Raw genomic sequence first — 13,005 nt, forward strand, 5'->3', positions numbered from 1 at the left:
GACGACACCGGCGCGCACGTGAACGCCGTGAACTTCATGCGCATCCTCGCCGAGACGACGGCGGCCGTGCTCGTGACGCTCGCGTTCACCTCGTTCCTCGACAACGTCTGGCTCGTCCTGCTCTGGTCGGCGCTGATCATGACGGCCGTCTCGTTCGTGCTCGTCGGCGCCAGCCCGCGGTCGGTCGGGCGGGCGCACGCCGACGCGGTGCTGCGGCTCACCGCGCCGCTCGTCCACTTCCTGCGCGTGCTGCTCGGCCCACTCGCGAACGCCCTCGTGTCGCTCGGCAACCGGGTGACGCCCGGCCGCATCCGCTTCGCCGGCGTCTCCAGTGAGGAGCAGCTGCTGAGCATGGTCGACGAGGCGACCGAGCTCGACGTGCTCGAGGAGGGCGACCGCGAGCTCATCCACTCGATCTTCGAGTTCAACGACACCGTCGTGCGCGAGGTCATGGTGCCCCGCACCGACATGGTCACGATCGACGCCTCGGCGCACCTGCCGCACGCGATGGCACTGTTCCTCAAGGCGGGCTACTCGCGCATCCCCGTGATCGAGCACGACGCCGACGACGTGGTGGGCGTCCTGTACCTGCGCGACCTCGCCCGGCTCGGGTTCGAGCGGCCACTCGACGCCGAGGACCTCACGGTCGGCGAGCTCGCGCGGCCGGCGATGTTCGTGCCCGATTCGATGAAGGCCGACGCCCTGCTGCGGCAGATGCAGCTGGAGTCGAACCACCTCGCGATGGTCGTCGACGAGTACGGCGGGATCGCCGGCCTCGCCACGCTGGAGGACCTCATCGAGGAGCTCGTCGGCGACATCTCCGACGAATACGACCGGGAGGCGGCGCAGGTCGAGGCCCTCGGCGACGGGCGCTATCGCATCAATGCACGCCTTCCCGTCGACGAGCTCGGGGAGCTGTTCGGACTCGATCTCGAGGACGAGGACGTCGACTCCGCCGGCGGTCTGCTCGCCAAGGAGCTCGGCCGTCTCCCGCAGCCGGGGGAGCGCGTGACCGTGTCGGGGCTCCTCCTCGAGGCCGAGCGCACCGAGGGGCGTCGCAAGCGCATCTCGACCATCCTCGTCGAGCGCGACCAGGCCCTCATCGACGCCCAGGCGGCGTTCGACCAGGGCGACATCGAAGGAAGGAACCACCGTGGCTGAGTACCGAGCCGGATTCGTCTCGTTCGTCGGGCGGCCGAACGTCGGCAAGTCGACGCTGACCAACGCGCTGGTCGGCGAGAAGGTGGCGATCACGAGCTCGAAGCCGCAGACCACCCGTCGCGCGATCCGCGGCATCGTGCATCGCGAGCACGGCCAGCTGATCCTCGTGGACACGCCGGGCCTCCACCGCCCGCGCACGCTGCTCGGCGAACGTCTCAACTCGCTCGTGCAGTCGACGCTCGGCGACGTCGACGTGATCGCGTTCTGCGTGCCCGCCGATGAGCCGATCGGCCCCGGCGACCGCTTCATCAACGAGCAGCTCGACCAGTATCCGCGCGCGAAGAAGGTCGCGATCGTCACGAAGACGGATGCCGCGTCGAAGGCGAAGGTCGCCGAGCAGCTGCTCGCCGTGTCCGAGCTGCGGGAGTGGGCGTCGATCATCCCCGTGTCCGCGCCGCGCGGCGAGCAGCTGGAGGTGCTCGTCGACGAGCTCCTCGCGCTCCTGCCCGAGTCCGACCAGCCGCTCTACCCCGCTGAGACGCTGACCGACGAGGACACGAGCGAGCGCATCGCCGAGTTCATCCGCGAGGCGGCGCTCGAGGGCGTCTCCGACGAGCTGCCGCACTCCATCGCCGTGACCGTCGACGACATGGTCGAGCGCGAGGACAAGGACCTCCTCGAGATCTACGCCAACCTCTACGTCGAACGCGACAGCCAGAAGGGCATCATCATCGGCAAGGGCGGTGCGCGGCTGCGCGAGGTCGGCACCACCGCACGCGCGCAGATCGAGGGCCTGCTCGGTCGCAAGGTGCACCTGGCGCTGCACGTCAAGGTCGCGAAGGAGTGGCAGCGCGACCCGAAGCAGCTCGGCCGACTGGGGTTCTGACCGAGCCGGCGGCGCGCGCGGCCACCCGGGCCCTGCGCCTCGCGTACGACTCGAGGATGATTCCGGCGTGAGACGCCGTCCTCGGTCTCGAGCACCGCGTACGGTGGTTCGGTGAACACCCTGAGCCGCGGCAAGCTGACGACCGACATCGTCCTCGCCGTCGTGTTCGCACTGGCCTGCCTGCCGTTCGCCCTGCTCGGCAACGGCGTCGACGTGGTGGTGCTCGCGGGCTTCACGGCGGCGCTCTCGGTGCGGCGGCTGTCGCCCGGCTGGTCGCTCGGCATCGCCTGGGGTGCCGCGATCCTGCAGATGGCGACCCTGCGCGACCTGCAGCTCTACGATGCCGCGGTGCTCGGGGTGCTGTACTCGACCGCGGCGCACGGCGGCCGCCTGGTGAAGTGGGCCGGCCTCGCGAGTGCGGGCGGCGGTGCGGTGGTGGCCACCGTCTACCTCGCGCTCGTGAAACCGATCTTCGGGCAGGCGGCGCCGATCACGCAGGACGGGATCGGGCTCGCGTTCGCACTCGGCTTCCTCTTCGTCGCCTCGATCGCCGTCCTGGTGCTCGCCTGGACGGCGGGCCTGCTCATCCGCTCGATCCGCGACTCCCGTGAGGTGCGTCGCAGGGAGGACGCCGCCAACCGCGAGCGTGCCCTCGTCGAGTACCGCTACGCGGTCGAGCAGGAGCGCAACCGCATCGCCCGCGACATGCATGACGTGGTCGCGCACTCGCTCGCGGTGGTCATCGCCCAGTCCGACGGCGCGCGCTTCGCCGCCCGCACGCGCCCCGAGGCCGCCGTCGGGGCCCTCGAGACGATCTCGCACGTCGCGCGCGGTGCGCTCGGCGACGTGCGGGTGCTGCTCGCCGAACTCCGTCACGACGAGTCCGGATCGCCGCAGCCGGTGCTCGACGACCTCGACGGCCTCGTCGACCGTGTCCGCGCCGCAGGACTCGACGTGCGCTACGCCGAGACCGGCGACCGCCTCGCCCTCGGAACGGGGCACCAGATCGCCGTCTACCGCATCGCCCAGGAGAGCCTGACGAACGCGCTCCGCCATGGCGACGCCGGCGCGCCCGTCGACCTGCGGCTCGCGTGGGACGGCGCGGGCGTCGATCTCGAGATCGTCAACGCGATGCGCGCGGATGCCGCGACGGCGGAGTCGCACGGACTCCGGCACGGGCTCCCGGGCATGCGCGAGCGGGCGCAGCTCGCAGGAGGATCCCTGACGGCGGAGCCGGCCGGCGACGGCACGTTCCGGGTCCGCGCGCACATCCCCGCACAGCCGGGCGGCCTCACGTGAGCGGYATCCGCGTCGCCCTCGTCGACGACCAGGCGCTGTTCCGCGCGGGGGTGCGGATGCTCGTCGAATCGCAGCCCGACCTCACCGTCACCGGGGAGGCGGGCGACGGCGTCGCCGCGGTGGAGCTCGCCGCCCGCGCCCGGCCCGACGTCATGCTCATGGACGTGCGGATGCCGCTGCTCGACGGCATCGCCGCGACCGAACGCATCCTCGCCGACGCCGACCGCGATGGGCGCACGCCGCCGCGAGTGCTCGTGCTCACCACCTTCGACCTCGACGAGAACGCGGCGCGCGCGATCCGGGCGGGCGCGAGCGGGTTCGTGCTCAAGGACGCCGACCCCGAGTTCCTGCTCGCGGCGATCCGCACCGTGCACCAGGGCAACCAGGTGATCGCCGCGGCGGCGACGCGCGAGCTGTTCGCCCACGTGGGCCGGGGCAACGGCCGCCGTCCCGCCCCGGCCGCGTGGTCGGAGCTCACCCCGCGCGAGCGCGAGATCTTCGCCCTCGCCGCGCGCGGCCTCTCGAACTCCGAGATCGCGGCATCCGAGTACCTGTCGGAGGCCACCGTGAAGACGCATGTCAGCCGCATCCTCGCCAAGCTCGGGCTCCGCGATCGCGTGCAGTTGGTGGTCTTCGGCTACGAGCACGACCTCGGCGAGTGAGGGCGGGTCATCCTGCAGGATGACGCCGGACCATCCGATGGCCGGATGCCACGTCGTGGCCCCCGTCCGTAGCGTCGAAGGCATGCAGATCCAACCTTCCGACCTCGGTCTCATCGCCCGCGTCACGGGCCTCGGCAAGCGCTACGGACACGGCGCCGGCACGGTCACCGCACTCGACGACGTCTCGCTCGGGCTCCGCCGCGGCGACTTCACCGCCATCATGGGGCCGTCGGGCTCGGGCAAGTCCACGTTGATGCACATCATGGCGGGCCTCGACTCGCCCACGTCGGGTCGAGCATGGCTCGGCGACACGGAGATCACCGAGCTCTCCGACTCTGCGCTCACCGTGCTGCGCCGGCGCCGGATCGGCTTCGTGTTCCAGTCGTTCAACCTGGTGCCGACGCTCGACGTGCGCGGCAACGTCATGCTCCCGTTCGAGCTCGACGGTCGCCGGCCGAGCCGCGACGAGCAGGCGTGGATCGACGAACTGATCGACACCCTCGGCCTCGGCCCCCGCCTCACGCACCGCCCGCACGAGCTCTCGGGCGGCCAGCAGCAGCGGGTGGCCATCGCCCGCGCCCTGGCGACGCGGCCCGACCTCGTGTTCGCCGACGAGCCGACGGGCAACCTCGACTCGCGCACCGGCCGTGAGGTGCTTGGCCTCCTCGCCACGGCGAGCGCCCGCTCGGGGCAGTCGATCGCGATGGTCACGCACGACCCGGTCGCGGCCAGCCACGCCGATCGCATCCTCTTCCTGGCCGACGGACGCATCGTCCGCGATGCCGCGCGTTCGTCGGCCGAGGAGATCTCGGCGTTCATGCTCTCGATGGAGATCGCGGCGTGATGCGCACGCGACTCAGGGACCAATGGCCGACCCTCGTGGTGGCCACGCTCGCCGGCACCTTCGGCGTCGTGCTGCTGCACGTGACCGGACTGCTCGGCGCGGCCATCGCGGCCGACGAGGTGACCGGCGAGAGCACGACGGTCGCGATCATCCTCGGCATCGTCGCGACCGTCTTCATCGTCATCGCCATCTACGTCAGCGCGATCGTCACCGCCAACACCGTGTCGACGGTGGTGGCGGGTCGCACCCGCCTCATCGCGTTGCTGCGCCTCATCGGCTCCAGTGCACGGTCGCAGCGCGCGCAGATCGCCCGCGAGGGACTGCTGATCGGGCTCGCCGGCGCGCTCGCGGGCGTCGTGCTCGGCACGGGCGCCGCGTTCGCCATCCAGGCGGTCGCCGAGGCGAGCGACCTCATGCCGGCCACCGCGTACGACTACCTGAACCCCGTCGTGGCGCTGCCCGCCGCGGCCGTGGCGGTCACGACGTGGCTCGCGTCGTGGGTGGGCTCGCGCCGCGTGTTGCGGGTGCGGCCGATCCAGGCGATCGGCGACTCGCACGAGCAGGACCGCGAGGAGCTCGGCCGGCGGCGGGGCCGCAACATCGTGGCGCTCGTGCTGTTCGTCGTCGGCATCGTCCTCCTCGTGATCGGCGTCGTGTGGGGGCTCACCGAGCCCTACGGCGTACTGGTCGGCATGGTCGGCGGCATCGTCTCGTTCACGGGCATCGTGCTCGGCGCCCAGGTCGTCCTGCCCCCGGTCCTCCGCCTCGTCGGGCGTGCGCTCGGCCGCTCGCCGTCGGCGCGGCTGGCAGCGGAGAACGCCGTGCGCCACCCCGAGCGCAGTTCACGCATGACGATCGGCCTCGTCATCGGGGTGACGCTCGTCACGACGTTCGCGGTCACCATGGAGTCGTACCGCGCCATGCTGCTGGAGGCCCAGCGCGCCCAGCCCGAGATGTACGCCGGCATCGACGACATGCTGAACGTCACCGTCGCGATCTTCACGGTGCTGATCGGGTTCAGCGCCCTGATCGCGGCCATCGGCATGGTGAACACCCTGTCGCTCAGCGTCATGCAGCGCACCCGCGAGCTCGGCCTTCTGCGCGCGCTGGGCTTCGAGCGCCGCCAGGTGCGCACGATGATCGTCGCGGAGAGCGCGGCCCTGACCCTCGCCGCGACGCTGCTCGGACTGGTGCTCGGGTTCGGCTACGGCTGGGCCGGCGCACAGGCGCTGCTCGGCGGCGCGCAGGGGGAGCCGACCTTCGTGCTGCCCGGCATCCCGTGGGTCATGTTCGGCGGACTGCTGCTGGCGGCGGGGGTGCTCACGCTCGTCGCCTCGGTGGCCCCGACGCGACGCGCCATGCGGGTCGCGCCCGTGGTGGCGCTCGCGGTCGACTGACGTTCGCGCGAGACGCTTCGACGAGCGGATGCCGCGAGCACGCGGCATCCGCTCGTCCGTCATGTTTGCACTCGCACCACCCCTCGGTGTTAGCCTTGGCTCGTGCTTCACGGCCTGCTTCTCCTTAGCTGCCGCAGCGAGTCCTAGTCCAGGCCTCCCTCGCTGCGGAGTTCGTCGTCGGCTGAATCCATCCGAACAAGCGAGAAGAGCACCTCATGCAGAACACCCAGAAGCCGTCCTCGATGCCCGTGCATCGGTACCGTCCGTTCCACGAGCAGATCCGCGTCGACCTGCCCGACCGCACGTGGCCGTCGCAGCGCATCACGACCGCGCCCCGTTGGTGCGCCGTCGACCTGCGCGACGGGAACCAGGCCCTGATCGACCCCATGAGCCCCGAGCGCAAGCGCATCATGTTCGACCTGCTCGTGCGCATGGGCTACAAGGAGATCGAGGTCGGCTTCCCGAGCGCGAGCCAGACCGACTTCGACTTCGTGCGCAGCCTCATCGAGGAGGGCGCGATCCCCGACGACGTCACCATCCAGGTGCTGACGCAGGCCCGCGACCACCTGATCGAGCGCACCTACGAGTCCATCGCCGGCGCCAAGCAGGCGATCGTGCACCTCTACAACTCCACTAGCGTGCTGCAGCGCGAGGTCGTGTTCCGCACCGATAAGCAGGGCATCATCGACATCGCCCTGCACGGCGCGCGCAAATGCCGTGAGATGGAGTCGTCCGTTCCCGGCACCACGGTCTACTACGAGTACTCGCCCGAGAGCTACACCGGCACCGAGCTCGAGTTCGCCGTCGACGTCTGCAACCAGGTGCTCGAGATCTTCGAGCCGACGCCCGAGCGCAAGGTCATCATCAACCTGCCGGCCACCGTCGAGATGGCCACGCCCAACGTGTACGCCGACTCCATCGAGTGGATGAGCCGCCACCTGGCCCACCGTGAGAACGTCATCCTGTCGCTGCACCCCCACAACGACCGCGGCACCGCCATCGCGGCAGCCGAGCTCGGCTACATGGCCGGCGCCGACCGCATCGAGGGGTGCCTCTTCGGCAACGGCGAGCGCACCGGCAACGTCGACCTCGTCGCCCTGGGCATCAACCTGTTCACGCAGGGCATCGACCCGCAGATCGACTTCTCCGACGTCGACGACGTGAAGCGCACCGCCGAGTACTGCAACCAGCTTCCGGTGCCCGAGCGCCAGCCGTGGGCGGGCGACCTCGTCTACACCGCGTTCAGCGGCTCGCACCAGGACGCGATCAAGAAGGGCTTCGAGGCCATGGCCGCCGAGGCCGAGCGCCGCGGCGTCACGGTCGACGAGCTCGAGTGGGCCGTGCCCTACCTGCCCGTCGACCCGCGCGACCTGGGGCGCAGCTACGAGGCCGTCATCCGGGTGAACTCCCAGTCGGGCAAGGGCGGCGTCGCCTACCTGCTGAAGGCCGACCACTCCCTCGACCTGCCGCGCAAGCTGCAGATCGAGTTCTCGGGCGTCGTGCAGGCGAAGACCGACGCCGAGGGCGGCGAGGTCTCGAGCGACGAGATCTGGCGCGTCTTCAACGACGAGTACCTGCCGGCGCCGGCCGATCACCCCGAGCAGAAGTGGGGCCGCTTCGAGCTGCTCTCCCTGCGCACCGAGAGCGCCCTCGACGGGGTCGTCAACGTGCGTGTCGGGCTGCGCGACGGCGACGAGCGCATCGAGGCCGACGCGAGCGGCAACGGTCCCATCTCCGCGTTCCTCGCGGTGCTCGGCACCGAGGGCGTCGACGTGAAGTTGCGCGACTACGTCGAGCACACCCTCTCGGCGAGCGGCGACTCGCTGGCCGCCGCCTACGTCGAGCTCGAGGTCGACGGCCGCGTGCTGTGGGGGGTCGGGATCGACGCCGACATCTCGACCGCGTCGCTGAAGGCCGTGGTCTCCGCCGTCAACCGGGCGATCCGGGGCACGGTGGCCGCGGAGGCCGAGCGCGAGGTCGTCGCGGTCTGACGAGCGAGCGGATGCCGCGCGCCCACGTCGGCGCGCGGCATCCGCCATCTCACGCCGCCGCTGCGGCATCCGCTCGCCCGTGACGCTATGCGCGCCGCCACACCCGCCAGCTGCCGAGCGCCCGCTGCTCGGGGAGGCTCCACCCGTAGCGCACGGAGCCGAGGCGGGTGAGCGTCGTGACGATGACGCAGGCGGTCGCCGCCACCACGATGTTMACGTCGAGGGCGACGAGCACGACGAGCAGGGTCGTGCCGGCGGTGGCCGCGATGGCGTAGAGCGAGCCGACGTGCATCAGCGCGATCGGCAGGTTGAGCGCCACGTCACGCAGGATCGAGCCGCCGACCGCCGAGATCACGCCCACGAAGATCGCCGGCACGACCGGCACGCCGTAGGCGAGCGCCTTCGACGTGCCGATCGCGCCGAACAGGCCGATCGTCACCGCGTCGAGCGCGATGATGAGACCGTTCAGGCGGGTGAAGACGCGCAGGAGCAGCATGCCGAGCAGGGCGGCCGCCGTCGCGACCGGGATGTACCAGTTGTCGGAGATCGCCGCCGGCAGCTGGTTGAGCAGGATGTCGCGCAGGAGGCCTCCTCCGAGGCCGACGATCACCCCGATGAGCGCGACGCCGAGCAGGTCGATGCGCCGCTCCGTGAGCCTGGCCGCGAACATGGCGCCCTGGATGGCGCCGATGGCGACCGCCGTGAGGTCGAGCCACAGGGGGATGACGAAGAGTGCGGAGGCCACGCCACCAGTGAACCACCCGACCGGTGCCTCGGGCGGCACATGACGGCTCGCGCCGCTCACCTCGGCCGCCGCGTCGGACGGGCGCGCGATAATGAAGGGTGCCCGTCTACCGAGATGAAGCCGTCGTGCTTCGCACCCACAAGCTGGGCGAGGCCGACCGCATCCTCACGCTCCTCACGAGGCGGCACGGCAAGGTGCGCGCGGTCGCCAAGGGCGTGCGGCGCACGGGCTCGAAGTTCGGGGCGCGACTCGAGCCGTTCATGGTCGCCGACCTGCAGCTCTACGAGGGCCGCACGCTCGACGTCGTGACGCAGGCCGAGTCGATCGGCTCGTACGGCGCCGAGATCACGCAGGACWACGCCGCCTACACGGCCGCGAACGCCATGGTCGAGGCGGCCGACAAGCTCACGGAGGACGAGGGGTCGCTGCAGCAGTACCTGCTGCTCGTCGGCGGCCTGCGGTCGCTGGCGCGTGGCGAGCACGGCGCGAGCCTGACGCTCGACTCCTACCTGCTGCGCGCGCTCGCCCTCGCGGGGTGGGCACCGAGCTTCCAGGACTGCGCCCGGTGCGGCAACGCCGGCGAGCACACGGCCGTGGTGGTGCAGCTCGGCGGCGTGGTCTGCGACGACTGCGCCCCGCCCGGCACGCCGCGCATCGCCCGCTCCACGGTGGCGCTGCTCGGTGCGCTGCTCGCCGGCGACTGGGCGTTCGCCGAGGCGGCGGCATCCGGCGACCGCAACCAGGCCAGCGGCATCGTCGCCGCCTACACCCAGTGGCACCTCGAGCGCGGGCTGCGCTCCCTGCCGCACGTCTCGAGAGAAACGACGACCACGTGACCCCCAAGCCCTACACGCATCGCGACGCCGTGCCCTACCGGCCCGTCGACTGGACGGGCGTCTACCCACCCGAGCTGCCGAAGGGCGCCGTGCCCGGCCACGTCGCGATCGTGATGGACGGCAACGGCCGCTGGGCGAACCGCCGCGGCCTCACCCGCATCGAGGGGCACAAGGCCGGCGAGGTGGCGCTCCTCGACGTCGTCGCCGGCGCGATCCAGGCGGGCGTGAAGCACCTGTCGGTCTATGCGTTCTCCACCGAGAACTGGAAGCGGTCGCCCGACGAGGTGCGCTTCCTCATGGGCTACAACCGCGATGTGCTGCACCGTCGGCGCGACCAGCTGAACGAGTGGGGCGTGCGCATCCGCTGGGCCGGGCGCAGGCCGAGGCTCTGGGCGTCCGTCATCAACGAGCTGCAGTTCGCCGAGCGACTCACGGCGGGCAACGACACCCTGACCCTCACGATGTGCGTGAACTACGGCGGCCGCAACGAGATCACCGACGCGGTGCGGTCGATCGCCGACGACGTGGCATCCGGGCGCCTGAGGCCATCGGCCGTATCCGAGAAGCTCATCGCGAAGCGCCTGTACGTGCCCGACCTGCCCGACGTCGACCTCTTCGTGCGCAGCTCGGGGGAGCAGCGCACGTCGAACTTCCTGCTGTGGCAGTCGGCCTATGCCGAGATGGTGTTCCTCGACACGCTCTGGCCCGACTTCTCCCGGGTCGACCTCTGGGAGGCGATCGAGCTCTACGCCGGGCGGAACCGTCGCTTCGGCGGGGCGATCGACACTCCCACCGCCTCGGCGTAGTCGCACAGCCACTGCTCCGTCACCAGCGGGCTCCGAAGTCGGACGATCTCGAGCGCCGGGTTCGCGGCCGCCGCGGCGTGCACCATCGCCGGCAGGCCGGAATGGGTGCGCCATGCCCACCGGATGATGTGGTCGGGGTCGGTCACGATCGTGCGCAGCGGTGGCTCGATGTTGCCGTTCCAGAGTTCGATGCGCCGGATGCGCCGTGCGAGCGTTCGACGGATGACGCGTCGCATCACGAGCGGCCGTGGGTAGTCGAGCCAGACGAGTGCGTCTGCGGCGGCGGCGAGGCGCCCGCGGACCGACGTGTACTGCCACTCGGTGACCCATGAGCGCCGCGCGATGAGCGCGTCGACGTCATGCTCGAAGTCGGGCCGCGGCGTCCAGTCGGCGCCGTGGAACAGCCCGTCGATCTCGACGTGGGGCAGGCCGCCGACCTCCGCGATCCGCGCCGCGAGGGTCGACTTGCCCGACCCGCTCGTGCCCGCGACGAGGATGCGTCGGGGCGGCGGTGTCGACCTGGGCGGCGGCTCGGGGGTGGGCATCGTCCGAGCGTAGCTGCCCACGCGGCATCCGGTCAGCGCGTGGATCGGGTCGCGCGCACCTGGTCGTGCAGCAACCGGGCCGCGTGGCCGAGGGCCTGCTCGGCGCCCGGTTGCCGCCGCGCCGGAACCGACGACTCGCTCAGCACTGCGATGGCGAACGCGCTGCCGTCGGCGTGCTCGAGCACCCCGACCTCGTGCCTGAGGTGGAGGAACGTGCCGGTCTTCGAGAACCACTCGGCGTCGTCGGACTCGAGGTCGGGTGCGAGGCGATGCCGCATGAGGTTCATGCCGAGCAGGCGTCGCATCGGCTCGCGTTCGCCGGCGAGCTCGGGGTCGGTCCAGAGCCGCTCGAGCAGGTCGACGAGGGCTCGTGAGGTGCCGGCGTTGGCGTGCGTGACGTCGAGCTGGGGGATCAGGTGCCCGCCGCCGCGCGTCGACGCCTGGATCGCGAGGGCGAGCGCCTGCGGCAGTTCGTCGGGCGTGAGGCGGCTCGCGAGCGTCTCGTGGAGCTCGCGGATGGAGTGCCGCACGGTGAGCTCCGTGATGCCGAGGCCGCGCAGCTGGTCGGTGACCCGAGCGGGCGGGCACCGCTCGAAGAGGGCGTCGGCGGCGGTGTCGTCGCTCACGCACACCGCGAGGTACAGCAGGTCCTCGATGGAGACGCGTGCCGGATGCTCGAACCTGCAGAGGCCGGTCAGCCCCGGCGTGCGCTCGGACGGGTGGAGGTCGACCTGCGATGCGAGGTCGATCGAGCCGTTCGCCGCCTCGCGCAGCACGGCGATGGCGAGCGGCAGCTTCACGACCGACGCGAGGGGGTATGCGGCATCCGGATCGATCGCGAGCTCGCGACCGGTGTCGAGGTCGCGCACGGTGATCGATGCGACGAGCCCGGCCTCCGCGAGCTCCCGCGTCGCCTCGCGGAGTACGAGGCGGTCAGTGCGCATGAGGTTGCTCGATGGTGGTGGCGGTGCCGGCCGTGGTCGTCGTGCCGAGCAACTCGGGCAGCAGCGGCCGGGTCGCGTCCAGGAACCGCTCGGCGAGACCGGCGTCGCGGTGCACGAGGGCGTAGCCGCGCAGCAGGTGCAGGTCGCCGAGCGGATGCCACGCGAGGTCGGCCTCGTTCGCCTCGGCGCGGGTGCAGAGCACGAGGTCGCCGTCGGCGATCGCGCGGGCGATGGCGGCGACGAGTGAGGTGGCGAGTCGGAGGTGGCCGGGTGCGAGCCCCGCGCCGTTGCGCACGCGTTCGAGTCGATCGCGCACGTTGGGCACGTCGTCCTCGGGCTGGAGCCAGAGCCGACGCCGCTCGGGCGTGCCCCGTCGCGGCCGCAGCTCCGCGAGGTAGAACGGTTCCTCGTCGCCGCTGCCGTCGTTGCGACCGGCATCGCCGGCGAATCCCACGCCGAGCGGGGTCGACCAGACCGCGCGGTCGGGTTCGACGTGCTGCAGCGCGAGCTGGGCGCGCCCGGCGCTCATCCACTCGGCTCGCTCACGTGGCACCCCCTCGAGCAGCTCGACGGTCAGCGACCCATCGGCAGCCGCGGCGCAGAGCCGCGCGGCCGGCGCGGGGGAGAGGTGGCGGGGCACGGCGAGGGTGATGGGCAGGGAGCGCGCGTGCTCGGCGTCGTCGCCGAACTCCTGCGCCGCCACGACGAGCCGGGTCGCGCCCGGCAGCACGCTGCGCCCGAACGCGGTGAGTGCGACGCGGCGCGACGAGCGCTCGAAGAGGCGACCGCCGAGGTGCGCTTCGAGGGCGGCGATGCGCCGGCTCGCCACGGACTGCGTCACGCCGGCCCCGACGGCACCGGCCGTGAAGCTCTCGTGCTCGGCCACCGA

At 71.6% G+C, this 13,005-nt stretch carries 13 protein-coding genes; 9 read left to right on the plus strand and 4 right to left on the minus strand.

The genetic code is table 11. The features are described 5' to 3' along the window. The 7 genes from AC1DY2_RS06725 to leuA form a co-directional block, all read left to right on the plus strand. Nucleotides 1-1,161 (plus strand): hemolysin family protein (locus tag AC1DY2_RS06725; RefSeq protein ID WP_476761715.1); only part of this gene is annotated, 1,161 nt, incomplete at its 5' end. Beyond that, on the plus strand, nucleotides 1,154-2,047 hold the full coding sequence (gene era, locus AC1DY2_RS06730) for a GTPase Era (RefSeq protein WP_476761716.1): 894 nt from the start codon (nucleotides 1,154-1,156) through the stop codon (nucleotides 2,045-2,047). The genes AC1DY2_RS06725 and era, both read left to right, overlap by 8 nt. Nucleotides 2,048-2,158: 111 nt before the next feature. Then, nucleotides 2,159-3,346 (plus strand): sensor histidine kinase, encoded by a 1,188-nt coding sequence (locus tag AC1DY2_RS06735; RefSeq protein ID WP_476761717.1) that lies wholly within the window; start codon nucleotides 2,159-2,161, stop codon nucleotides 3,344-3,346. Continuing rightward, complete coding sequence (locus AC1DY2_RS06740; protein ID WP_476761718.1) at nucleotides 3,343-4,008, plus strand: response regulator; 666 nt, start codon at nucleotides 3,343-3,345, stop codon at nucleotides 4,006-4,008. Before AC1DY2_RS06735 ends, AC1DY2_RS06740 begins: the two co-directional genes overlap by 4 nt. 82 nt (nucleotides 4,009-4,090) lie before the next feature. After that, nucleotides 4,091-4,852 (plus strand): ABC transporter ATP-binding protein, encoded by a 762-nt coding sequence (locus AC1DY2_RS06745; RefSeq protein WP_309978274.1) that lies wholly within the window; start codon nucleotides 4,091-4,093, stop codon nucleotides 4,850-4,852. Beyond that, nucleotides 4,852-6,249 (plus strand): FtsX-like permease family protein, encoded by a 1,398-nt coding sequence (locus AC1DY2_RS06750; protein ID WP_476761725.1) that lies wholly within the window; start codon nucleotides 4,852-4,854, stop codon nucleotides 6,247-6,249. Before AC1DY2_RS06745 ends, AC1DY2_RS06750 begins: the two co-directional genes overlap by 1 nt. A gap of 215 nt (nucleotides 6,250-6,464) precedes the next feature. Beyond that, on the plus strand, nucleotides 6,465-8,240 hold the full coding sequence (leuA, locus tag AC1DY2_RS06755; RefSeq protein ID WP_476761719.1) for a 2-isopropylmalate synthase: 1,776 nt from the start codon (nucleotides 6,465-6,467) through the stop codon (nucleotides 8,238-8,240). Between the two features lie 85 nt (nucleotides 8,241-8,325). Here the strand turns inward: leuA and AC1DY2_RS06760 are convergent, their stop codons facing one another. Then, nucleotides 8,326-8,985, minus strand: a complete 660-nt coding sequence (locus tag AC1DY2_RS06760) for a trimeric intracellular cation channel family protein (RefSeq protein WP_309978277.1) — start codon at nucleotides 8,983-8,985, stop codon at nucleotides 8,326-8,328. A gap of 98 nt (nucleotides 8,986-9,083) precedes the next feature. Between AC1DY2_RS06760 and recO the strand changes: the two genes are divergently transcribed. Together recO and AC1DY2_RS06770 are read left to right on the plus strand one after the other, a co-directional pair. Further along, nucleotides 9,084-9,821 carry a DNA repair protein RecO gene (gene recO / locus AC1DY2_RS06765; protein WP_476761720.1) on the plus strand — a complete coding sequence of 246 codons (738 nt, stop codon included), beginning with the start codon at nucleotides 9,084-9,086 and terminating at the stop codon, nucleotides 9,819-9,821. Next, nucleotides 9,818-10,627: an isoprenyl transferase gene (locus AC1DY2_RS06770; protein ID WP_476761721.1), complete on the plus strand. Its 810-nt coding sequence runs from the start codon at nucleotides 9,818-9,820 to the stop codon at nucleotides 10,625-10,627. Before recO ends, AC1DY2_RS06770 begins: the two co-directional genes overlap by 4 nt. On the opposite strand, the gene AC1DY2_RS06775 is transcribed toward AC1DY2_RS06770, so the two are convergent. From AC1DY2_RS06775 to AC1DY2_RS06785, 3 genes are all read right to left on the minus strand, one after another. Continuing rightward, nucleotides 10,567-11,172 carry a P-loop NTPase family protein gene (locus AC1DY2_RS06775; RefSeq protein ID WP_476761722.1) on the minus strand — a complete coding sequence of 202 codons (606 nt, stop codon included), beginning with the start codon at nucleotides 11,170-11,172 and terminating at the stop codon, nucleotides 10,567-10,569. The genes AC1DY2_RS06770 and AC1DY2_RS06775 overlap by 61 nt on opposite strands. A 32-nt stretch (nucleotides 11,173-11,204) precedes the next feature. After that, nucleotides 11,205-12,116 carry a serine hydrolase gene (locus AC1DY2_RS06780; protein ID WP_476761723.1) on the minus strand — a complete coding sequence of 304 codons (912 nt, stop codon included), beginning with the start codon at nucleotides 12,114-12,116 and terminating at the stop codon, nucleotides 11,205-11,207. Continuing rightward, a partial coding sequence (locus tag AC1DY2_RS06785) for a LysR family transcriptional regulator (RefSeq protein WP_476761724.1) occupies nucleotides 12,106-13,005 on the minus strand: 900 nt, incomplete at its 5' end. The genes AC1DY2_RS06785 and AC1DY2_RS06780, both read right to left, overlap by 11 nt.

It is taken from the genome of Agromyces sp. P1_H4, from assembly GCF_056405255.1.